Genomic DNA, 23927 nt, shown 5'->3' with positions numbered 1-23927 from the left:
TCCAATTGTTTTTGAAAACAACATAAAGACGAAAAAGTATGTTTGAAATCAACCCCGTAAAACACCAAATAGAAGAAGTCTCTGAAAGAACAAATGTTCTCAGGGGGTATCTTTGACTATGATGCCAAGAAAGAGCGTTTAGAAGAAGTTAACGCTGAATTAGAACAACCTGATGTATGGAATGAGCCAGAAAGGGCGCAAGCATTAGGTAAAGAGCGTTCATCTCTTGAGGCTATCGTAGAAACAATCGATCAGTTAGATCAAGGACTAGAAGACGTTTCTGGTTTACTTGAATTAGCGGTTGAAGCTGATGACGAAGAAACATTTAACGAAGCCATTGCTGAATTAGATGGTTTGAATAAAAAGCTTGAGCAATTAGAATTCCGTCGTATGTTCTCTGGTGAATATGACAGTGCGGATTGTTACCTTGATTTACAAGCCGGCTCTGGTGGTACAGAAGCGCAAGATTGGGCAAGTATGCTGATGCGCATGTACTTACGTTGGGCTGAATCAAGGGGCTTTAAAACAGAAATTATTGAAGAATCTGACGGTGATGTTGCAGGATTAAAATCAGCGACTATCAAAATTATTGGTGAGTACGCTTATGGTTGGTTACGTACAGAAACAGGTGTTCATCGCCTAGTTCGTAAAAGTCCATTTGACTCAGGTGGCCGTCGCCATACCTCATTTAGCTCTGCCTTTATTTATCCTGAAGTTGATGACAATATTGATATTGAAATCAACCCCGCGGATTTACGTATTGACGTTTATCGTGCTTCAGGTGCGGGTGGACAACACGTTAACAAAACAGAATCTGCGGTTCGTATTACCCACGTTCCAACAGGTCTTGTCACTCAATGCCAAAACGATCGCTCTCAGCATAAGAACAAAGATCAGGCAATGAAGCAGATGAAAGCGAAGTTATACGAGCTGGAAATGCAGAAGAAAAATGCAGACAAGCAAGTAATGGAAGATAACAAGTCCGATATTGGCTGGGGTAGTCAAATTCGCTCTTATGTTCTTGATGATTCACGTATTAAAGATTTACGTACTGGTGTGGAAACGCGTAATACACAAGCAGTATTAGACGGTGATCTTGATAAATTTATTGAAGCTAGCTTAAAAGCGGGCCTGTGAGGAAAAACATGTCGCAACAGCAACAAGGTGCGGAGCAGGCACCTGATTTAAATAACGAACTGCAAACACGCCGCGAAAAATTATCCGCTTTACGTGATAATGGTAACGCATTCCCAAATGATTTCCGCAGAGATTCTCTGTCTAACGAATTACATCAAAAGTATGATGCAATGAGTGCAGAAGAGTTAGAAGCAGCGAATGTGGAAGTTTCTATTGCAGGTCGTATGATGACTCGCCGTATTATGGGCAAGGCATCTTTCGCTACATTGCAAGACATGGGGGGCCGTATTCAGCTTTATGTTTCTCGTGATGATTTACCAGAAGGTATCTATAACGAGCAATTTAAAAAATGGGATCTGGGCGATATCTTAGGTGCTCGTGGTCGTGTTTTCAAAACGAAAACGGGTGAATTAAGTGTTCACTGTACAGAAGTGCGTTTATTAACTAAAGCACTGCGCCCATTACCGGATAAATTCCACGGTTTAGCTGACCAAGAAATGCGTTATCGTCAGCGTTATTTAGATCTGATCTCTAATGAAGAATCGCGTAAAACTTTCCAAATTCGTTCACAAGTTATGGCGGGTATCCGTCAATTTATGGTGAATAAAGGTTTTATGGAAGTTGAAACGCCGATGATGCAAACCATTCCTGGTGGAGCAAGTGCGCGTCCGTTTATTACTCATCATAATGCGTTAGATATTGATATGTATCTGCGTATTGCACCTGAGTTATATTTAAAACGTTTAGTTGTCGGTGGTTTTGATCGCGTATTCGAAATCAACCGCAACTTCCGTAATGAAGGTGTATCACCACGTCATAACCCAGAGTTCACCATGATGGAACTCTATATGGCATATGCAGATTACCGCGACCTAATTGAATTAACGGAAGAATTATTCCGTACATTAACTGAAAATGTACTGGGTTCTTCATTAGTAAAATATGGTGATCAAGAGTTTGATTTTGGTAAACCATTTGCCAAATTAACTATGAAAGAAGCTATCTGCAAATATCGCCCAGAAACTGCAATGGCTGATCTTGATGATATGGATAAAGCGGTTGCTATTGCTCAATCTATTGGTATTAAGATTGAGAAAAGCTGGGGATTAGGTCGTGTTCAGTGTGAAATTTTTGAAGAAGTTGCAGAAAGCCACTTAATTCAACCAACTTTCATTATTGAATACCCAGCAGAGGTTTCTCCACTGGCTCGTCGTAACGATGATAATCCATTTATCACTGACCGCTTCGAATTCTTTATTGGTGGTCGTGAAATTGGTAATGGTTTCTCAGAACTTAATGATGCACAAGACCAAGCAGAGCGTTTTGAAGATCAAGTTCGCCAAAAAGAAGCGGGTGATGCAGAAGCGATGTTCTTCGACCATGACTATATCACGGCATTAGAACATGGTTTACCGCCAACAGCGGGTTTAGGTATTGGTATTGACCGTATGGTGATGTTATTTACGGACAGCCATACTATTCGCGATGTTATTTTATTCCCGGCAATGCGCCCAAATAAATAATTGTTATTCTAAATAAATTTCTTAATTAACGAATACCAATATAGTTATAAAGCCACCGAAAGGTGGCTTTATTGTTTTTAAAAACAAGTAATTACGATTTTTATGGTGAATAAATAATCATTTGAATAAGAGGGGGGATTGTTGTTCAATCAAGGAGGCGTATAATCAGAAAAATCAATCGCGGGCGTAGTTCAATGGTAGAACGAGAGCTTCCCAAGCTCTATACGAGGGTTCGATTCCCTTCGCCCGCTCCATGCAGTATCTTAAGTATTGAATCCTAAAGGAATACTACTTGCAGTCTCAACAACTGTAACCAATAGTGTGACTAAATAGGGTAGACTCAATGCTTAATTCCTTTCCTCTTAGTACTTACCTTTATCAACGTAATGGTGTCTACTATATACGTATGAGAGTTAAGCTATACAATCAATATAAACTAACATCATTATCACTTAAGACTAAGGATAGACGGACTGCTATGGCTAACTCTAGACACATCAAGTCAGCACTTAAAGAAATCTATGCAGATAGACCTAATGTCTCCTACGAGGAGCTTAGAGAACACCTAAAGACTATCGTAGAGTGGGAGCTTAGTGTCAGACGTGAAGATATGGTAGACCCTATGGCTTATCAGCTTTATGTAGACCAATACGATGAGACCATAGCAACCTTAAGGGAAGCTATAGCCACAGAGAGTCTCACTGCTACACAACACAAATATATTAATGATGTAATAGGTGTACTTAAAGCCAGCCAAAGCAGACTTAGAGGTGATAGCTCTGGTCTCCTAGGGTATCTTAAAGCCTTAGACTCAAAGGTAGGTGACTCTTTGTCTCTATCTGTAAGTCCACCTCAAGTCTCTACACCTGAAGCTCATAAACCTGAAGCCCTAACCTTATCGTCTCTTATAGCTCTCTATGAGGCTGAGCATAGCCAGAACTGGAAGCCATCAACCTTAAGAGATAATAAAGCTTCTCATGAGGTCTTAGCTGAGATATTCGATTATCTGTGTATTGGTGATGATATCAATAAGGCTACTAGAGCAGATATGCTTAAGGTTAGGGATACACTTCAAGTCTTACCTAAGAACCGTAAGCAACGCTTTAAGGGAACACCTTTAGCAGACCTACTGTCTAGAGACAATAAGGATGATTGCCTTGATGTAGTGACTATCAATAATAATTATCTTGTTAAGTTGTCAGCTCTATTCAAGTGGGCTTTAAAGAATGGTCTAGTAGATAAGAATATGACTGAGGGTCTAGAGCTTAAAGTCCCACAACATAAAGCCTCTAATGACCGTAAAGCCTTTAGTCCTGAACAGGTGAAGCTATTGGTCTCTTCAGCTAAAGACTATTCACAGAAGACCACAGGTAGACCATATCATTACTATGTTCCTCTCTTAGCTTCTATTACTGGGGCGAGACTCAATGAGGTAGCACAGCTTCAAGTCAAGGACATTAAGAAGACTGAGGAGGGAACTGTCTATATTCATATTAATGAAGATGATAGAAGCCTAGAGGGTAAGAGTATTAAGAATGTCCATAGTGACCGCTGTGTGCCTCTGGTTGATGGTGCCTATGGTTTTGTATTAGGTGAGTTCCTAAAGCTTGTAGACAAGAGGAGGGAGACTCTAGGTGATGAGGCTATGGTCTTTGAGGGTCTACGGTTGATGAAGAATGGTTATGGTGAACAGGTAAGTAAATGGTTTAATAGAACCTTGTTACCTAAAGTCATTCCTAACCGTGAGGGTCTAGCGTTTCACTCCTTTAGACATACTGTAGCGACTCAATTGAAACAGCATGGAGTCCAACTAGCGTATGCTCAAGCTCTATTGGGGCACAGCTCTGGGTCTATTACTTATGATAGATATGCTAAAGAAGTAGAGGTAGAGAGACTTAGGGTTGTGCTGGAGGAGGTTTTTGTCTCTCATCAATAGAGAGGCACCTCTGTAGACCATTGATACTTAAAGGTTATTATAAGGGTATACAACAATGTTATAGGCTGTCCTAGTTAATGAATACAAGCTATCACCAATTGATAGGACATTATGTAGACCATTGATACTTAAAGGTTATTGTATAGGCAACCTTGAGTCTTGACCTTGTGCCTACACTTAATGTATAGGCAAACCTTGAGTCCTAGACCCTCAGAAAGACTAAAAGTAGCTACTCTAGGGTGGAAATAAAGTCCTTATATATCAATAACATTAATTAACCCACACTATAGGGAGACAACCAATAAAGAAGAAACCTCCTACACACTCATTCACATTCATTGCTTTGACTTTTAGTGGTCACTTATACACGGATTGGAAACCAGTATAGACACGAACCAGACTCATGAAATGGAGTCCAACTAAATTAATGGTCTCAAAGCTTATCATTAACGTAATCTACCTTTCCTTTCAGGGCGGGAAACTACAGACACCACACGGCTCAATTGAGTCTTCTTTAGTGGAATACAGAGTAGGGTAGATGAAGAACCACATAGTATCTTTTATATATATAAGACAACAGGGCGGAAACTCAAAGTTAGACTTTAGGTTTGAGACTCTAGGTTATAAAAGACCCATAAGATAGTAACTAACTATAATGATTAATAAACTATCAAGTAGTAGACCATAGATGGACTTAGAGTCTCACAGCTGTAAGGACTTAAGGTATATGATTATAATTATATTATTAATATCAATCATAACTTAAAGTCAAAGCTTCAGTCTGAGACTCAAAGCCCTAACAGTAATCTCCTTGTAACAATTGGTCTCCCAACATTGGGTCTTTATAGCCTAAAGTCTCCACTTTAGCCCTCAAATAAAGTCTTATATATCAGTCACTTCAATTAACCCACACTATAGGGAGACCATGGATATATTGGTCTTCTCAAACTATCGGGTATGTAGGAAGACTCATAGTTATTGTTCACTGGGTATAGAGACGGAAGAAGATAAGCCCATAGAAAGACCCATAGAGGAGACTATCTACCTGACAATAGGTTTCCTTTATGTGTTGGACTATAGGCTGTCTGAGGCTGTCCTACGTGTGTTCCTGTAGTTTGAAGGCCTATAGGAACTTCAAGTTAAAGAGGTGGTAAGGCTTAGGGTCTTGACTAGGGTTTAGGACTCTAGGTTTTATCACTTACTTTATTATTATTATCTTTATTATAGGTGGGCTCAAATCTGAGCTGAATGACTACCCGCAATAAATGCGGTCAGTAGGTTATCCCATCCCGCAATAAATGCGGAGTGACTTTTCTGTCCAACCATTATCAAACCAAGTGTCTATCACAAGACCATATCATTAACTCAAGTCATTCTGTTTGCATCTTGTTGCCTGTAAGTCTCCCTATTGTTGGGGTCTTGAGTAGGCTTATAGGGTGTGACTTCAGGATGCAAACAAAAGGAAATCAACAATATGTCTACTAACACTATTACTTCTAATCAAGAAGCTTTCTTAACTCGTGCCATTAAATCGGGTGAAGGACGCATTGAGATTGGCGAATTAGCCACTGCTTTAGGTAAGCAGAAAAACAATATGATTCGTAAGCTAGAAAAGAGTTTTGACGCAGAGTCACTTTTCAAAATGAAAAGTCACTTTTCTGTCTTTAGTGGTATCAATAGAAGTGTCGAAAGAGAAGTCTCTACTTATATGCTAGACCCTAAAGTCGCTGGAGCCTTAGCTATGAGCTATGACTTACAGTTAGGTGTCAAAGTATTGACCATCTTAGAAGAAGCTATCAACACTATCGAACAAGTGTCTAAAGCTACTACCTTGAGTCAAGCTAAGGAAACCACTACAGACTTCTTAACTAAGCATAAAGCCTGTCTAGAGTACAAACCTAATGCCACAGAGAAAGAAGACCGTAGCGTAGCTCTAAGACGTCTTAACCGTAGAACACTCGGAGGTCTAGACTAATGCTAGTAGACCCTAAGACCCCAAGAGGCAAACTAATCTTACGTTATAGAGGCTGGAGAACTGAGCATATAGTCAAAGCTTTAGGTCTCCCACCTCTTGACGACTCTAGACCAAAGTACACCAGAGACACATTAATCAACATGATGGTCGATATTAAGATGGCTGTACGCGAAAAGTAAGCCTCAATTCCTGAATCTTTTAAATGTAGCTGAGTGATTATAAGAGACTTTATGTAAAGACTCTAAGTTATTTCGCCTACATCTACCTACTTGAGAATGACTGATGCGGAGAGACCCTAAGTAATTAGGTGACCGATAGTTCTTAACACTATAAACAACCTCTCAAGAAGGAGATATTAATATTATGAGTTTATTTGATAACCACAGTTGGCAACTAGAAGTCACTGACATTGATACCTATAGCAACACTGTAAAGCTAGATGGTGTCTCTTATCCTTTATCGTTAGCTATGAAGACCCTTATCCCTGCTTATGTTAATAACCTATCGCCTAACTCCTCGGCTGTCATCAACCTGTTAAAGCAATTGGTCGAAGCTGGAGTAGTACTTAAAGCATTCTTTGACGTCCCTGTACTTAAAGCTTATGAAGCCTACAAGGTACAAGAAGCTAAAGAGTTAGCTCAAGCACAACGTATGCGTGAACAACAAGAGGAACGCTTTAAGGAGCTCAATAAGACTCCTGAGCAATGGGCTAAAGAGAAAGCTCAAGCTGAGGAACGTAAACAATATCTACGTAAGCAAAGCGAGTTAATCCGACAAGCTGGCTCGAATATTGGTCGTTCTAAAGCTGATGTCCTAGCTGGTCTAGGCGATATCAATTGGGCTGAGGATTAATAGCAGCTAAGAAACTATAAGCTGGTGGACTCTAAGCTATGAGTCTACCTATAACTAATTATATACAAAGAAGGATAATAATATATGTCAAGCAATAACGTACAACTAGAAGTATCTAAAGTAACAGCTACAGCAAACCTTAATGAGCTACAAGATGGAACCAACTTAGGGTCTCAATATAAAGCTCCTAATGATAAAGTAGTCCACACTGAGTCTATGACTTTCCGTGAAGAGACTACAGGCTTTGCTTGGGCTTCTGATAGTCCTGAGTACCATAGTATTGAGCCTGCTAAGTCTCCAGCTATCTACGCTAAGACCTTAGAGTCTACTTTACGTCAAGGACTCAATGCTATTAAAGACGATACACAATCAGTCAATTCTGTATTCCCTGTAGAGTTCTTACCTAATCGTACCGATGTCCCTACTCCTATTATTCGTCATCTATTTAATGACCGTACTGTAGTTACTGCTACAAGTGGAGACTGGACTAAACCACAGAAAGCTAAAGCTATGGCTGGCAGTGAAATCATGACAGAACCATCTAATAAGGCTATCTTATTGTCTTACAGCATTCCGTTGTATGACTTCAAGGTAGAGTCAGGCTTTACTCATGCAACCCTAGTTGGTGATATGACTAACATCATTGACAATATCTTAAAGGATATCAACTCAAAGGTTGCTGGTCAGTTGGCAGACTCTAAGTTAGTCCGTAAGGTTGATGGTGGTAAACTTGAGGGTAAACTCTTTGATAAAGGTCAAGACATCTTAGACGCTATCACAGAAGCTACTGATTCAGCTTTAGGCTCTGAGGTCAACGAATACGGTTTAGTTATTCATGAAGACCTAGTGAAAGCTTTAGTCTCTGTGGCTCGACGTTCAGGCTTTGGCGGTGAAGATGGTCTAGAGGAAATGCTAGGGACTGATTACTGTTCTTACAATGGTGAAGACAAAGGTGTATTCCTGATGCCTAAAGCATTTACAGGTCTTAGCTTCGCTCCACCTAAAGTAGACAATGAATGGTTTACTACTATCTTAACTCGTGATACAGACCGTCAAGCTTTCGTGTTAGAGGTTATCGCTAAAATGTATATCCTTAATGAAGCTTCTACACAGATTAAAGATGGTGTTCATAAAGCTGATGCTATCTTACCAGTAGTCACCAACATTACATTCACTAAGTAATGACCTAAAGTCAGGAGACCATGAGTCTTCTGGCTCTACAACCACAAGGAGACTATAAGTCTATGCAGATGGAAGACAAAAAGATGTTAACTTATAGTCTAATCAGGCTTGTAGTCTACGTCACTTTATTAACTCTATCAGTCTGTGGGATTATAAGCCTTACAGCTTTAGAGACTGTAGGAAGCTTTACAGACGTTATGCTTAAGTAATAGATGGAGACCTAGGGTCTAGAGACCAATTGTTTTTATAACAAAAATCTGAGGTCTCTCCTAATATAAAGTAGATACCAAAAGTCCCCATAGCCCCACTTTAAGCACCACAAGAAGCCCTACCCACTTAAAGCTATTGACTTAAAGCTTATTGACAATGAGTCTTACTATGTGTAACTATAGCTGTAACCATTAGGACTACTCAAGACTTAAGAAACAATAGGTTACAAGCGATACTTCGATTCCCTTCGCCCGCTCCAAATAACCTGCCAACTTATCTCCCAACCTTTATAAATACATTATTTTCCAAATTTGTGACTATATTGGAATTCATCTAAACGACGATATAACGTATTTCTATATTACCAAATCGATACAATACATTGATGTGCATAATTTGTTTTTATAAATTGAATTGAAGGCATAATAAAATGATATGGTTTGGTGTGCTTTTATCAGCATAAGGTTAGGATATTAGTATTCTTTACTTAACATACAATTTAACTAAGGAAATTATATGCATTTAGAGTTTAAAAAACTCTCACAGATAGATCCCTTACATATTGTAGAACTCAATAATCATCCTGCGGTTTTACGACAAATGCCTCTGGGTAGCCCTAATTTTGATATTGAAAAAAGTATTTTATGGGCAAAAGAGAAAGATTCTCAATGGAACGATAATGGATATGGCCCTTGGGCATTTGTTATTGATGGTGTATTTGCTGGATGGGGTGGGCTTCAGAAAGAAGGAGATGATGCAGATCTTGCCTTAGTTCTTCATCCCAACTTCTGGGGAGTAGGTAAAATAATTTATGCTGAGATTATTCGTAGAGCATTTGATGAAATGAAGATTGAAAGCATCACAATTTTACTTCCTCATTCAAGGAGGGTAGCCAAAACAGTTTCTCGTTATGGATTTAAACCTGATGGGGAAGTTTGTTTTGATGATATTAGCTTTCAGCGCTTCAGATTATTTTCAGATAAAAATAGAGTTGTTTAATTCTATTCCTATTAAATAGGCGAGTTGTTTTTATCGCCTTATGTATATCCTTTCTATTTTATCTTCAACTATTTTTTCTTTAACTATCCTTATTTGTTCTTATCGCAATCATTATATCAACAGTATGATTTTAAATGGTTTTATTTTTTTTATATTAAATTATAAAAAATGATATATAAGTAACATTTTTGCTTCTTTCATCTAACTCCTTTTATGTATGGAAAATAAAAAATCAATTTATAAAAAACTTTAGTAAAAAATTAAAATAAATTGAAAAAGTGTCGATAAGAGTACATTACGCTCTATTGGGCTTACTTTATCTTGTTAGTTGGGAAATTCGATGCAGAAACTTCGTAACATTACTATTCGTCTGATGATGGCGATCATTCTGGGGATTTTATGTGTGTTATTTGGCAGTGTCAGTCTTTATAGCGCATGGTCATTATCACAAATATCTGAAGGCAACCAATCTGATAATCAAATAATAAAACAAATGGCTGCACTCAGTCAGGGAAATGATCAGTATTTTCGATTTACTTCTCGATTAAATCGTCTCATTGAGGAGAAAGCAGAAGGCAAAGACGTCGATTTTACACAAGCACAACTGGCGATGGAAAATATGGAAAAACAGATTATGTATATGAAATCTGTTTCTCCTGGGCCAATGGATGCAAAAGTATCAAAAGAGTTGATGGATGTATGGCAAGCACTTTTTGAGCAAGGAGTAAAAAAGCAGATGGAATTGGCGCTCAATGGCACTATCGAGCAATATCAACATCATGCAAAAAATGTAACACCTGCGTTGAGTCGTGAATTAGGTAATGTGAGTGAAAACTTTAATAATGTCGCAAATATAAAAATTGATAGAACAATTGAAGAGGTGAATGAGCTTATTGAAGTGACACAAATTGTTATTATTATAAGTGCTATCTTAGGAGGGATTATTCTGTTCCTCACTGATCGCTATTTAGTGGCAATGTTACAAAAACCACTTGAAAGTATTCGACAACATTTTGTGAAAATTACCGAAGGTGATCTGAGTCAGCCATTAGAGCCTTTTGGGAATAACTGCGCTGGGCGATTAATACCATTATTAAATGATATGCAGAATAATTTGCATGAAGCGGTAAGTACAATCCGGATGGGAAGTGACAGTATTTATCGTGGTGCATCTGAAATTGCGAAAGGAAATAACGATTTGGCTTCTCGTACAGAAGAGCAAGCAACGGCATTAGAGCAAACAGCTGCAAGTATGGAAGAGATAACAGCCGCTGTGACTCAGAATATGGAACATGCCTATCAAGCGAGAGAATTAGCTGAAATTGCATCAGTGACCGTAGAAAAAGGCAATGAATTAGCGGAATCGGTTGTCACAACAATGGATGGGATCTCTAATAGTTCAAGTAAGATTGCAGATATCATCAATGTCATTAATAACATTGCATTTCAAACCAATATACTTGCTTTAAATGCATCCGTAGAAGCGGCAAGGGCTGGTGCTCATGGTCGAGGATTTATGGTTGTCGCTAATGAAGTGCGTAATTTAGCCGGAGATAGTGCCAAGGCAGCTAAAGAGATTGAAGTTCTTATTGCTGATTCTACAACGCGTGTAAAAAAAGGTGCTCGATTAGTCACTGATATGGAAAAAACGATGGAAGACATTTTGACAGGAGTTAAACAGGTAACGTCAATAATGAAAGAAATCACTATTGCATCTGAAGAACAAAGCAAAGGCATTGGTCAAGTGAGTGTGGCTATTACTCAAATGGATGGTGTAACACAACAGAATGCCTCTTTAGTTGAACAAGTTTCAGCGGCTGCCATTTCATTAGAAAGACAAACTGAAGAATTACAGTTATCGGTACAAAAATTCAATCTTGCTCATCGTTGATATAGAAAAATTTTATAAAGTGTGTGTCTAAAGTGGTAAGTTTTTACTCGTTAGGCGCATAATAAACCTAAAGTTTCCATTTTTCTTATTCTTGTTTTTATTTAAACGTAGAAACCCGTGTCATTTAGTCATTGATTGAGTATTGAAACAGCAATAGTTTATGAATTTTCTCGTGAGAAACAGAGAATGATTATCCAAATTAAGTCAGCCATAAATATAATGTTATTTCGTTTATACTCAATCAATTAAAAAACACTTTCTATTTTAACTTTCATAGTCAATCAATCATTGATTATGTTAAAGCTTGAAGCAATTTTATTTTTTAAAGGTGTAGGTATAAATCCTCGCTAATATAAATAATAAAGAAAGAGGACTGTAAATGTGTCTTCAATGTTTAGAGCATTTTTTTTATATACTGGTGTGTCTTGCTTATAACATCTTGGTATTGAGGATGATTGATATAAGCTTCATTGACGGTTTTATTTATATCGTGGATCGCTATTTCTTTTTGTTTATCTGTCAAAGTCAATAATAAGGCTTTCAAAATTACTTTTACTGCCGCTATTTCATACTCTATATTGACAACTTTTTTATCCATAAGATCCTCAAAAACACGATAATTTATTGCTGTGTGATAAATTATTTTTCATATTAATTAATTGTTTAATTAAATCCAAGAAAAAATTAAATTGATAAAAGAATATATAAAATTATCGCATTTTTTCATTAGAACAGTAAATATGAGAATATTTGAGATGTGGGGGAATAGATGCTCAGTAAATTTAACTTAGTGTTGTACTAATGAAAGGAAAATGCTGGTATATCCTATATAAAATAATCAATAGGATGCTATTAGCACCCTATAAAAATTAGGGTGTAATTTTAATAACAATAGCGAATATCGTTTCCATTAGGCTTGAGTCAGCTTCTTCACATATTGTTCAGTTAAGTTAATAACTTCATTGAGCTGAGGGTATTTGTTCGATGTATCCTCAAGCACGATAGATATATTGCCCAACATATCCCTTCGTTGTTTATCACTCAGTGTGGAAAGTAAAGATTTGATAACAATTTTTAGAGCAGCAACTTCGCATTCAATTTCTTTTAAATTTTTATCCATGATTTACCTGCCAGTATTTAATGGATGAGTAATATAGGTAATTTTTTTGTTTATCACAATTATCGAAGCATATTATTTAGAGATGTATCGCACATTATGGTTAATACTCTAATCTAATATAAATTATTAAAAATAATTATCAAATTGTAATTTTTATAGGTTGCAGTAGGTTGAGGTTTTATTGATATTCACTGGCTTTAGACCGAATAAGATAATGATTAAATTTGATCTTAAGTCTGATTTCATTTAAATTTCTTTATTTTTTTGGTTGTATAATAAACAAATTTTTTAATTGTAATAAAAAATATATCTTTTAAAGATAGTCTATTTTTGTCTTATTTTATCGAATGCTGAACTGAACAAGAATATTGTTAATTTTTATCTATGAAATATTAAAATTTTATTTGTCCGTAGAGATATTATAACCAAATAAATTACATTAACTTGAATAAAAAAAGAAAAAGAGCTTATGTTTTTCACATAAAACTCTTTTTTAGTTTATTTGATTACTGATTATTTTGCTTCACAAACGCAACGTAGGCATCAACCCAGTTTTGCATAAAATTTGCTGTTTTTTCTGAAAATTGCCCATTCTCAACCATTCCGTCATACCATTTTAGATAACATTCTGGTTGATTTAAGGTTGGCATATTCAGGAAAGCTAACGAATTACGTAAATGCTGTTGAGCTATTGCTGTACTAATATTACCAGTTGAAACACCAATAATACCGGCGGGAATTTTATCCCAAGCATTTGTTCCATAAGGGCGAGAGGCTTGGTCAATCGCATTTTTAAGCGCGCCAGGTATTGAACGGTTATATTCAGGTGTAACAAAGATGATACCTTGGCACGTTTTTATTTGTTGCTTGAAATCGATAACAGAAGAAGGCGTGTGACTGTCATCGTCTTGGTTATAGAGAGGAAGTGCACCAATATCGATAAACTGACAGGTAAATTCTTTAGGAAATAACTTAATTAAGGCATGTGCTGTTTGTTTATTAAACGAATCTTTTCTTAAACTGCCGACAACGATACCAATTTTAAAATGGCTCATTTTAGTTCTCCTATTTCGAAGGATAAAATGAATATCAATGCCTATATTAGATATTCATTAATTGATTTTATCCACAGTATTAAAAAACAGCAACAAAATATAAGCGTATTTTTTACACGTAAATTACGTAAATAAATGATAAAATTAGTATTATTATTTTTATTATTATCTGGTATTATTCCAGATATATAAAAAACGATCAGTTGATATGACAACATTTTTACTAAATAAATCCGATATTCAAGATCCGATGTATTTAGTGTGATGTAAGTAGTATTTTAAGAAAAAACAAATGAAATGATAGGAACACTCATTGCAACCAAGGGTGTTAGCCTATTTATTTAGTATGCAGTAGGTAATAGAAAATTATAATAAAATGGCTTAAAATGCGACAACTCATATGCTCTTATTTAAGACTGATCGGAATTAAGGAAAAATGATGTCCTTATTACAAAATAAAAAGAATGTTCTCGCTGTATTTATGGCAACCAGCGTCCTCGCCCTATCTGGGTGTGCGTGGACTGATCACACTCGTCCAATTGAAACGCCAGCTCAAACTACACAGCCAGTAGCAACAACTCAGCCTGTAGCAGCAACTCAACCAGTGGCAGTTGCACAACCGCTTTCTATGGCACCCGCAGCAGAGCCTGCTGATAGTGGTGTAGATGCAAGAAAATTGGGGCTAGCACCGCAAAGCGCTTGTATCAAACAACTTGATTCTTTGAAAACTTTTTCTCCATCTGACTATCAATCAATGATGAGCTCATTTAAAGAAATTAGCGAAATCAATGCGATGTACCGTAGTGTTCAAAGCACAGCCAGTAAAGATAGTTTAGATTTATTAAAAATGAGTATTGAATCAAAAACAGAAGTTTTATGTGCAAAAGTTCGCTATTTGTCGATTATGTCCGTTAATTCGACATTAAAAAAATTAGGTGAATAATTACTATGAAATTAAAGCAGAGTGTTTGTCTCGCTTTTATGCTGTTTCCAACACTATCGTTTGCCAATAATGAGTTTAATTCTGTTATTGAAGATTTTGACCGTTATTTTGAAACGCAAGAGCCAATTAAAATTGAGCCTAAAACATCTGCTACAATTTCATCGTCAACGAGAACCAGTCAGGCTAATCGTGGAGTAAACCGCACCGCAACAGTAACTCAACAAACAAAACCAGAGCAACGAGTTAAACCTTCTACGCCAGCAAAAACAGATAATCAGGTAGTCGAACCTGTTAAGACTCCTGATATCACGTTGGCAGAAAATTGCCCTGTATTACCTGTTAATTACTCAAAATTAAAGAGTGATTACACTCGTTATTTAACACCGTTGCTTTCATTTATTCCGATTAAACCGCAATTTACGCCAGAGGATCTTAATCGTTATAGTTACAGAGATAATGCAACGATTTATAACCCATTAGCGCTTTATTCAAAAGAAAGTTATGCAAGGCCTCAGCGTAATGACAACGTCTTGTTAGATATTATTCCAGGAACATTTTATTCTGTTACGGCCATTCCTTTTCACTTTGCATATCAGTTCAATCGTTCAGTTCTCGATCATAAACAGCCTCTTTTTAATAAAACGCTATTAAATCGTTTAGCCGATACGAGAAATAAATACCAAACGCTTTATCAGAAATACACTGAGCAGGTAGCTATAACAAAAGCGCATTTAGAAAAACTTCAAAATGCAAATAACCAAATTAAACAACTCGAATTAACGCTGGCTGAAACAGAAGAAAAATTAGCTACGGCGAACAACTTACTGACTGATGACACGTTAAAACAGGCTGTTGCCAAGTTACAAAGCGATTTAGAAACAATAACAAAAGAGCGTGACTTATTCGTTCAGCAATTAGCTGAAAAAGAGAACGTATTACAGGCAACAACGGTAAAAAATACAGAGTTAGTAAAACAGCAACAAGATTTTGAAAAGCAAGCAGAAATACTTAAAACGTTAGAGGCGAAATATACTCAGCTAGAGCAAGAAAAAGAGCAATTACAATCTCAGTATCAACAGGCTCAGGTTCTGTTAAAAGATGATAGCGCCAAAAAAGAGATTGATAGATTACAAAATTCATTTGAAAGCATAAAAGTAGAGCAAGAGAAGTTAATTAGCCAATTAAATGAAAAGCAGGCACTGCTCGCTAAAATTGAACAAGAAAAGGAAGCGCTGCAAGCTCAGTATGTTGAAGCTCAGCAATTGTTAAATGGTAACAATAAGCAAAAAGAACAAGAATTAGCTAATTTAGAAGCCGCAAAAAATAAAGAGATAGCAACATTAGAAAATTCGTTATCAACAATAACGGCGGAGCAAGATAAATTAACTAAACAACTCACAGATGTACAAAATCAATTAGCGACAATAAAGAAAGAGAAAGACGATGTGCAGACTCAATTTGCACAGGCTCAACTTTTGCTAAAAGATGACTCTGCGAAAAAAGAGATAGATAAATTACAAAGCACATTATTGAAGATCACATCAGAACGTGAAGATTTATCTAAAGAACTCGCACTAAAAGTCGCAGAAGCAGAAAAGCAACAAGATGCTAATCGCAAACTTGTTGAGGAACAACGTAAAGAAATAGCACAATTACAAACACAAGTTGAAAAAAGTAATCAGGAACAAATTCAGCTTAATAAATCGCTTTTAGCTGCCCAACAACAAAAAGAGCAGACGGATGAAAAACTAAAAGCAATTCCAGAATTACAATCACAGTTAGATAATAAAATAACTGAATTAGCTGACTTGAAGAAGAGTTTATCTGCTGGTGAAAAAGCCGTTGATAATTTAATTACGGATAAAAATAACCTGATAGCTAAGTTAGAGAAAGCGCAAAGTGAGCTATCGAATAAATATCAAACATTAGATACACAATTTAAAGAGAATAATATCGCATTAGCGCAAGTCACCACGAGCAAAACAGAAAGTGAGAAAACGTTAGCATTGCTAGAAAAACAACTCACTGAAAAGCAAAATACAACAGATAAATTGAGTGCTCAATTAGCTGAGGCAAAAGTACAATTAGAAAAACAAAATACAGAAAGCACACAGCAAATTAGTACATTAAAACAACAGCAAACAGAATCTATTGCTAAATTAAATGAGCAAATAAAAGCAAAAGATGCAGAATTAGCGAAAGTTAATACAGACACTAGTAATATTTTAAAAGAAAATAAAACGCTAAAAGAGCAGCTTGAGAAAATGGCGGGCGAAGGGCAAATGATTGCTGGGCAACTTGCTTATGCTTATTCGATTATTGGAAAAGATAATGCCCAGCGTAATAAATCCATTTTATCTGAGATCCAAAAACAAAATTACGTGCAATATGACGACAATACCTATTTTAAAATTTTAAAACAAGGTAAACCCGTTACATCAATTGCAGGTAAAACAGTTGTCTTCACTATGCATGAAGAGCTAACGGATGGCACGGTGACGATTAATTATGATAAAGCTAAGCCTCTTATCTTACCTTATCGTCAATTACCACTACCATTGAATACCTTCATTGCCAAAGCAGGTATCAATGGTAAAGCTAAAATTTATATAAAACCAGGTGGTGGTTATGGAAAAAATGGTGTTCCAGGGCAAGTGCCTCCAGAATCCATGTCTATCGTGACAATTGAAATCTTAGATATAAAATAGAATAATGAAAAGTTAACATCAGCTCTTCTCTTTTTATTTAGAGAAGAGCTGAAATTTTATTATCGCCATAAAAATTCATCGTTTTTTAAACAAAGTTCTCTTTCTAGTAGCCAATCTTTTAATTTTTGACAATTTTCAGGATGTTCTGGAATGCTGTTTAAAATCGCCCATAGCGGTTTTATCAATTCTGAGCGTGGGGTGACTCCTTGGATATAATCTAGAGTGTTATTAATTTCAATATTAAAGACAGGTTCATTTTTCCAACTCTCTAAAAGTAATGTGATGTCTTTTTGTAGTAGATCATTAATCACAATTAATCGGACTTTATCTGAGTTTAGTTTGATATTGATGTCATCTAAAGATAAAAAAGAATCACTGGTATTTGATAGCTGTTTACTTTCGAATGACTTAATATTTTCACACTGCTTAATTTGAGACTCTAGCTCTCTTTGGGTTTCATAAAGTGTGAATAGTTGAGGGGTAAGATGCTGAACCCAGTAAATAAATAGAGGCTTTATAACAGCTTGAATTAAGCGCATATGTTCATTGATATTGACAGTGGCTCTCAAGGATTTATCCCAATCCATTGGTGTTAAAGTAGAATGTGCTTGTTGCGTATGAAATGAACGAGCCACGTCAACAATATCACGAATTTCTTCTTTAGTGATATTAACAAAACAGTATTTTTTTCGCAAAAACCAAGCCGACTGTAATAAATTATCTAAACTTTCACGACATAAAACACGAGTCAGTATTTTTATTTGTTGTTCATTAACATCGCATGCAGTAACGATATTTTCATTTGAACGGAAAGAAAACTGTAGATCAAACAACTTATCTACAGTTTCTTTATCGTTATTTGCCATCATTTTTTTTAATAAAGCCAAATAGTCATAATAATGGGCTTGTGGGGTATGCTTATTTTTTTTGATCACGATATAGAGCTCACTCATAAGAATAAATTTTAAACATTCTAACTATGAATGGCTTTTAGATATTATGATATTCGGTCGGATTTTTTATAATTTTGATCTGAGATTTCTCGCTTTACTTGGTGTCATATTAAAACGACGGTGATAGCTTTGTGTAAAGTATGATTGGCTTGAAAAGCCTGACTCCATTGAAATATCGACAATACTCATTTCAGTGTTCAGTAGCAATTGGTGTGCGTAAATAATCCGCCTTTCACAGATCCATGTTCTTGGTGAAGTACCATAAACATGATTAAAAAGTTCTTTAAACGTTGTTAGCCCCATTCCAAATTCTCGAGCAAATTGTTTAAGCTTCCAATTTTTTAAATGGTTTTTTTCCATAAAAATCTTTAAGCGGTCAACTTGACGATGGCTAAGCTGGCGCAATAACGCCATTAAGTCAGAGCCTTGTTCAGTTGAAAGTAATAGAATTAAAAGCTCTTCGATACGTAATTGTGTAAAAGTTTCAGGACAAGACTGAACAGTAAGATACTCAAAACCATTACTACAAAACTGAATAAGAGGTGAGTTTTGAAAACAAATAAAGGCATTAGAAAACTCTTCATCTCTTTCTATTTGGCACAAGATATCGTTGTACTTAGACATGAAATTTCTTAAGAAGTCATCAGAAAGAGGGATATAAATAATATCGGTAGGCTCTGCACCGAGTGTTTTTATTGTATAGCTACCTTGTTGTAGGAAAAGAACTTGATTTTCGTTAGTTGTCACTGTGTCAGTACAATTTTGTAATGTCAGTGCATTCTTTCGAATAAGAAAAATCGCCTTTCGTTCATTTTCTAGTATTTGGTATTGTGGATAAAAATAAGATCTTTTTTGAATAGCACAATCATATCGTTCGGTTTTGTCACACTGTAATGTATTCATTTTTCGCCCAAAATTATTATATAAGTATCACTGCATTTTTATAAATTTAAATATCAGAATATTTATAAAAACACTTCTTTATTATTGAGTGTTATTAAAAATAAAAAAGAGACTATTTTCTTTAATTTGATGTGGTTTTTTTTTAGATATTAGGCATTGCATTTTATTTTACTAATTTAAGATAAGTCATTTTGTTAATTTAATGATATTCTTTATAAATTGCAAAAAGAAATTAAATATAATGAGTTTTTTCTGTAAGGAGTTTAGTAATAGTATGAGTATTAATGTAATTAATCATTTACGCTTTATGTTGAGTTAAATAAATTTCATATATAACAAATAGTTGATCTTGTTTTTTTTCTTTACAGTGTAAAAAAATAGTAAATGCATTTAAAATGCAAATTTTATTATAAATACTAAATCGTAATAAATATGGAAACCAATTGTTATAAATATATTAAAGATATGAGTGTGAAATAAAAATATAAAGAAAGATAAAAATCGAAAAAATAAAAATAAAAAACATCCGTTATATTAACATTGGTTACCATTTTGCTGTTGACATATAATATAATTTATAAAATCAAAAAATAGTACATAAAAAATGGCTTGTCTGCTTTATTTTTCACCTTTTTTTTCTATTACTATTGTGATGAAGATCTCTTATTTTTTGGCTAAAGTTTAAATAAATTCAATTCTAGATGCTGAATTTTTTTGAATGAATTTTCATCAAAATATGGGGGCGAGGTGTAATATGTTAATTTTTAATGAAAAATATTTATCTAAATAAACTGAGGATTATCACGATTTATTCACATTAAACGTAGATTATTAAAATAGTCAGTTTTATCTCTTAATTTAATTAAATTTTATTTTACTCTAGGAACAAATCAAAAAACTAAAAGGTAATAATAGGCTTATTACTGGCATTATACTTGCCATCTATTTATTAGAATGGTGAATGCATAAGTGTATTTATTGTCAGGGAGGTAAGGATATAGCTAATTATGGAGAATAAGCGAACACTGCGAAATATTATATTCAGCGGGATATGGATAATTTGGACTCTTGCCTTAATTGCCTTTTGGCGTTATCAGATGGCTGGTGAATTTTTGATTATTCTAATCCTAATTTTTAGCATTACTATTTATTCTATGACGTTGAGGTTAAAAAAAACCGCTATGTTTAGTCGTAAAACTGAAACACCAAAAGCAGCAGAGCCTGTTGCACCAGTAATAACAGAAGAGAAAAAACCGATGCCAGAGCAAAAACTATACACGATTATTGCAAAAGGAACGGTATTCCAGGGCGATATTAATGTGGAAGGCGATATCCAAATTTGGGGGAAAGTCGCGGGCAATATTAATGTTAAAGATGGCGTTATTCGTGTTATGCATGCAGGGCAAGTTGAAGGCGAATTAACCGCACCTGATATTATTATTGATGGTTTTGTAAAAGGTATCTGCGCTGCAAATAATTTAGATATCTTAGAACATGGTGAGTTACGTGGTACTAGCCGTTGTGGCAGTATGTCTATTAAACGTGGCGGTATTTTTACTGGGCAATCAGAGCAAGTTGAACATCAAGCCAAATCGGTTGCTCAACAACGCGTTGTCTCAATAAAAGAAAGCTCTAATGCAAATAAAGATAAAGTTATTGCACCAGTAGAAAACCAACTAAAAGAAAATAAAAAATAAAGCATCAATTTTCTTTTCATTGTTCGTTGCTTACTCTATTTTATCGCTATTGTCTTAATTTTATAGAAACAGAGAATAACGATGAATTTAGAGACTCCCAGACTACACCTAAGAGAATGGCGTGAAAGTGATAAAGCGCCATTTTTTTCTGAAATAAACGCTTCATCTGAAGTGATGCGTTATTTTCCTTGCATTTTATCTCAATTAGAAAGTGATAATATGGTTGAGACTATCCGTGAAAAATTTATTCAACAAAATGGATGGGGAATGTGGGCAGTTGAATTAAAAGAGACTCAAGAGTTTATTGGTTTTGTTGGGTTAAATATTCCAACGGCACCTTTGCCATTTAATCCCTGCGTAGAAATTGGTTGGCGGATTGCAAAAAGGTTTTGGCGAAAAGGTTATACCTATGAGGCGGCTTTAGCTGTATTTAAATTTGCTTTTGAGACGTTGGGGTTAGAGGAAGTAGTTGCTTTCACCGCAGTTTCAAATCTTCCCTCTCAAGGTGTAATGCAAAAACTCGGTATGCATCAATCTGATCATTTCTTTCATCCAGCATTAGATAAAACACATCCTCTAGCTGAGCATGTTTTATACCGTTTGAAGAAATCCGAATTTACTTTTCAGTCGAACGTATAGAACGCTTTTTTTCAGGAAGTGGAGGAACAGGCTTTTTATCATCAATAAGATGGCGTATTGCTAAGATCGGATGGTAAATTAACATTCGTGGACCCGCCCAACGCATGATTTTTTTCATCGCTTCTCGTTTAGCGGGCTGATAACAATGAATAGGGCATTGTTTACAAGCTGGTTTATCTTCACCATAACGACATTTATCTAATCGGTTATAGGAATAGTTGATTAATTGTTGATAATAATCTGAGTCAGCTTCAGGATGCGAATGAGCATAAAGGTGAACCATTTTTTGAATGGTTTTTTTCTCACGATTTATTCTTTTTCCTGACATATCTTTCTCTCTTGGCTTATATTGTATTTCATATGCATCTTATCATTTAGCCGATAGAGACGCTAAAATATTATTTCATGTGTAATGATAAAAAATTTTTCAAAAAGACTTTTCTTTTTTCTTGGAATATACTACTGTATTTATATACAGTTTATTTGCCTTTAAATGGTGAAACCAATGCGTGTGGAAATTTTATTTAATAAACAATCTAAGATATCTGACTCATTATTTCCGCTCTTAGAACACGAACTGAGAAAAAAGATCATTCCAGAATATCCAGATATGCAGTTTCGTATTGCCTTTAGTAGCATGAATTCGATTCAAGTTACGGGCATAAAAGATGAAACTAAGCATGAACACATAATGGAACTCATTCAGAGTGTTTGGGAAGATGATGGTTGGTTGCAAACAGACGATGAATAGAATGCAGTCAATAAAGTAATCACGATTGTCAGAACGAATTGGCTTTTTATTTGTTTATATAAAAAGCCAATGACATAGAAAAGGAAATCACTGGCAATCGAGCTTTAAAACGGTATATCTATCAATGATGACAAATCTTATTCTCACTCGTTGTAAATCCCCCCTCTGCTGGAATAAATTTACCTTTCCTTTCTAAAAAATCAACTAATTCAGTTGCTGTCATATTTTCAGCTGAGCAAGTATGAAAACGTGAGTCATTGCCGAATTGTTTATGGATAGCATCAATCAGCGATGTTTTAGTAAATGCCGTCTCTGAAGAAAGGATCATTTGCAAAACTTCATGACCATGTATTGATGACATATGGAGCCCCCTAAGAAATTAAAGATATATTCATTATGCATCTTTATGGGGCGGTATCTTTGTTTTTAATCATAAAAAGCGATGACATTATATCATCGCTTAAAAAGCGCTTTATTTTTCACTTCGTTGAAGTATTTTTTGCATTTCATCTTTAAGATGAAGCTTTTCTTTTTTTAGTTTGGCAACTTCATCGTTATAACCAGCTCCGTTGGGGCCTTCTAATTTAGCAATTTCTTGATCGAGTCGATGGTGTTTATCGTAGAGAGCTTCAAAGCGAGGATCACTATTTCTTAATTGAGAAACAAGGGCTTGTTGATCTGAGAACATATAACCTCCTATGAAAAGAAATTGGGTCTCTATTTCAGTATAATCATAGATAGCTTATCTGCATGGTGATGTATCACAAATTTACATTTCATGAAAAAACGTGATTTTTCTTTTTAAAACATTCAGAATTATCCACTCATAGTACTATTTACTAAGATGTTAGCATTCAAGCACTAAAAATATTAGTATTCAGATAACGAGCAATAAAAACATCTGACTAATTTTGTTAACGGCGAAGTGTTCGCTGTAAAAATGGAGAGAGTGATGAACAAAGTAATATTATCTTTAGTAGCAGCAATGTCTTTATCTGCGTGTGCACAAGCTACCGATAGTTTAGATAAAGTTGCGCCTTATCCTAAGGCTCAAGAAAATCAAGTTCGTCATGTTATCGAGTTAGAGAAAAAAGATAATGAAAGCAATTACCAAGTTGAATTAATTATTGGTAAAGAACTTAAAGTAGATTGCAACCATCAATGGTTTGGTGCGGACTTAGATGAAAAAAATTTAGAAGGTTGGGGTTATAGCTATTATGTTGTTGGCGATTTAAATGGTCCAATGTCAACAATGATGGGATGTGCTGACAATACGAAAAAAGATGCTTTTGTACAGGCAAATATGGGATCAGATGCCTTCATCCGTTATAACAGCAAATTACCTATTGTTGTTTATGCACCAAAAGATGTTGATGTGAAATATCGTATCTGGTCAGCGGCTGAGACAACTCAAGATTCAGTTAAAAAATAACAGCCAATTTTATTGAATTGA

The 23927-nt window shown here is 35.4% G+C and carries 22 protein-coding genes and 1 tRNA gene; 15 read left to right on the top strand and 8 right to left on the bottom strand.

Annotated features, from left to right (window positions below):
- Positions 1-38: 38 nt before the first annotated feature.
- From prfB to DK865_RS10480, 9 genes are all read left to right on the top strand, one after another.
- A protein-coding gene (prfB, locus tag DK865_RS10530) for a peptide chain release factor 2 (RefSeq protein ID WP_098942229.1) occupies positions 39-1137 on the top strand; the annotation gives its coding sequence in 2 pieces (ribosomal slippage) (positions 39-113 and positions 115-1137; 1098 coding nt in all).
- Positions 1138-1145: 8 nt separating this feature from the next.
- Positions 1146-2660 carry a lysine--tRNA ligase gene (lysS, locus tag DK865_RS10525; RefSeq protein WP_023581545.1) on the top strand — a complete coding sequence of 505 codons (1515 nt, stop codon included), beginning with the start codon at positions 1146-1148 and terminating at the stop codon, positions 2658-2660.
- 180 nt (positions 2661-2840) lie between these two features.
- Positions 2841-2914: transfer RNA gene (locus DK865_RS10520), tRNA-Gly, on the top strand.
- Between the two features lie 89 nt (positions 2915-3003).
- Positions 3004-4596 (top strand): site-specific integrase, encoded by a 1593-nt coding sequence (locus DK865_RS10515; RefSeq protein ID WP_109391889.1) that lies wholly within the window; start codon positions 3004-3006, stop codon positions 4594-4596.
- Positions 4597-6070: 1474 nt separating this feature from the next.
- On the top strand, positions 6071-6571 hold the full coding sequence (locus DK865_RS10510; protein ID WP_109391888.1) for a hypothetical protein: 501 nt from the start codon (positions 6071-6073) through the stop codon (positions 6569-6571).
- Between the two features lie 363 nt (positions 6572-6934).
- Positions 6935-7423 carry a hypothetical protein gene (locus tag DK865_RS10500; protein WP_109391886.1) on the top strand — a complete coding sequence of 163 codons (489 nt, stop codon included), beginning with the start codon at positions 6935-6937 and terminating at the stop codon, positions 7421-7423.
- Between the two features lie 84 nt (positions 7424-7507).
- The gene (locus DK865_RS10495) at positions 7508-8605 is read left to right on the top strand and encodes a hypothetical protein (RefSeq protein WP_109391885.1); all 1098 of its coding nucleotides are present in this window, start codon (positions 7508-7510) and stop codon (positions 8603-8605) included.
- Positions 8606-9331: 726 nt separating this feature from the next.
- Positions 9332-9814 carry a GNAT family N-acetyltransferase gene (locus DK865_RS10485; protein WP_100159075.1) on the top strand — a complete coding sequence of 161 codons (483 nt, stop codon included), beginning with the start codon at positions 9332-9334 and terminating at the stop codon, positions 9812-9814.
- 340 nt (positions 9815-10154) lie between these two features.
- Positions 10155-11705 (top strand): methyl-accepting chemotaxis protein, encoded by a 1551-nt coding sequence (locus tag DK865_RS10480; protein WP_023581547.1) that lies wholly within the window; start codon positions 10155-10157, stop codon positions 11703-11705.
- A 394-nt stretch (positions 11706-12099) separates the two neighbouring features.
- On the opposite strand, the gene DK865_RS10475 is transcribed toward DK865_RS10480, so the two are convergent.
- The 3 genes from DK865_RS10475 to DK865_RS10465 form a co-directional block, all read right to left on the bottom strand.
- Entirely contained in the window at positions 12100-12303 is a 204-nt protein-coding gene (locus DK865_RS10475) for a hypothetical protein (RefSeq protein WP_109391883.1), read from the bottom strand.
- Between the two features lie 312 nt (positions 12304-12615).
- Entirely contained in the window at positions 12616-12825 is a 210-nt protein-coding gene (locus DK865_RS10470; RefSeq protein ID WP_023581549.1) for a sigma-S stabilization anti-adapter protein IraP, read from the bottom strand.
- A 506-nt stretch (positions 12826-13331) separates the two neighbouring features.
- Complete coding sequence (locus DK865_RS10465; RefSeq protein ID WP_023581550.1) at positions 13332-13880, bottom strand: NADPH-dependent FMN reductase; 549 nt, start codon at positions 13878-13880, stop codon at positions 13332-13334.
- A 439-nt stretch (positions 13881-14319) separates the two neighbouring features.
- Between DK865_RS10465 and DK865_RS10460 the strand changes: the two genes are divergently transcribed.
- Together DK865_RS10460 and DK865_RS10455 are read left to right on the top strand one after the other, a co-directional pair.
- Positions 14320-14823 (top strand): hypothetical protein, encoded by a 504-nt coding sequence (locus DK865_RS10460; RefSeq protein WP_228407768.1) that lies wholly within the window; start codon positions 14320-14322, stop codon positions 14821-14823.
- Between the two features lie 5 nt (positions 14824-14828).
- A complete protein-coding gene (locus DK865_RS10455; RefSeq protein WP_109391881.1) occupies positions 14829-17531 on the top strand; it encodes a sugar transporter in 2703 nt (900 codons plus the stop codon).
- Between the two features lie 59 nt (positions 17532-17590).
- Here DK865_RS10455 and DK865_RS10450 read toward each other — a convergent pair whose 3' ends face one another.
- Positions 17591-18466 carry a T3SS regulon anti-activator ExsD domain-containing protein gene (locus tag DK865_RS10450; RefSeq protein ID WP_228407767.1) on the bottom strand — a complete coding sequence of 292 codons (876 nt, stop codon included), beginning with the start codon at positions 18464-18466 and terminating at the stop codon, positions 17591-17593.
- Positions 18467-18550: 84 nt separating this feature from the next.
- Positions 18551-19387, bottom strand: coding sequence for a helix-turn-helix transcriptional regulator (locus DK865_RS10445; protein ID WP_109391879.1), 837 nt, complete (start codon positions 19385-19387; stop codon positions 18551-18553).
- Positions 19388-20568: 1181 nt separating this feature from the next.
- Between DK865_RS10445 and DK865_RS10440 the strand changes: the two genes are divergently transcribed.
- Positions 20569-21084 carry a bactofilin family protein gene (locus DK865_RS10440; RefSeq protein ID WP_228407766.1) on the top strand — a complete coding sequence of 172 codons (516 nt, stop codon included), beginning with the start codon at positions 20569-20571 and terminating at the stop codon, positions 21082-21084.
- An 81-nt stretch (positions 21085-21165) separates the two neighbouring features.
- Positions 21166-21723 carry a GNAT family N-acetyltransferase gene (locus tag DK865_RS10435; RefSeq protein WP_109391877.1) on the top strand — a complete coding sequence of 186 codons (558 nt, stop codon included), beginning with the start codon at positions 21166-21168 and terminating at the stop codon, positions 21721-21723.
- Here DK865_RS10435 and DK865_RS10430 read toward each other — a convergent pair.
- Positions 21701-22051, bottom strand: a complete 351-nt coding sequence (locus DK865_RS10430; RefSeq protein ID WP_109391876.1) for a nitrous oxide-stimulated promoter family protein — start codon at positions 22049-22051, stop codon at positions 21701-21703. The genes DK865_RS10435 and DK865_RS10430 overlap by 23 nt on opposite strands.
- A 177-nt stretch (positions 22052-22228) precedes the next feature.
- Between DK865_RS10430 and DK865_RS10425 the strand changes: the two genes are divergently transcribed.
- Complete coding sequence (locus DK865_RS10425; protein ID WP_036912479.1) at positions 22229-22474, top strand: DinI-like family protein; 246 nt, start codon at positions 22229-22231, stop codon at positions 22472-22474.
- Positions 22475-22595: 121 nt separating this feature from the next.
- On the opposite strand, the gene DK865_RS10420 is transcribed toward DK865_RS10425, so the two are convergent.
- On the bottom strand, positions 22596-22835 hold the full coding sequence (locus DK865_RS10420; RefSeq protein ID WP_023581559.1) for a YecH family metal-binding protein: 240 nt from the start codon (positions 22833-22835) through the stop codon (positions 22596-22598).
- A 111-nt stretch (positions 22836-22946) separates the two neighbouring features.
- Positions 22947-23162: a DUF465 domain-containing protein gene (locus tag DK865_RS10415; RefSeq protein ID WP_023581560.1), complete on the bottom strand. Its 216-nt coding sequence runs from the start codon at positions 23160-23162 to the stop codon at positions 22947-22949.
- A 252-nt stretch (positions 23163-23414) separates the two neighbouring features.
- On the opposite strand from DK865_RS10415, the gene eco reads away from it, so the two are divergent.
- Complete coding sequence (gene eco / locus DK865_RS10410; protein WP_023581561.1) at positions 23415-23906, top strand: serine protease inhibitor ecotin; 492 nt, start codon at positions 23415-23417, stop codon at positions 23904-23906.
- Positions 23907-23927 lie beyond the last annotated feature (21 nt).

Origin of the sequence: Proteus cibi (genome assembly GCF_003144405.1) — a bacterium.
Taxonomy (GTDB): domain Bacteria; phylum Pseudomonadota; class Gammaproteobacteria; order Enterobacterales; family Enterobacteriaceae; genus Proteus; species Proteus cibi.
Note: the sequence above shows the minus strand (reverse complement) of the source record. Positions and strands in the feature narration are given on the sequence as shown.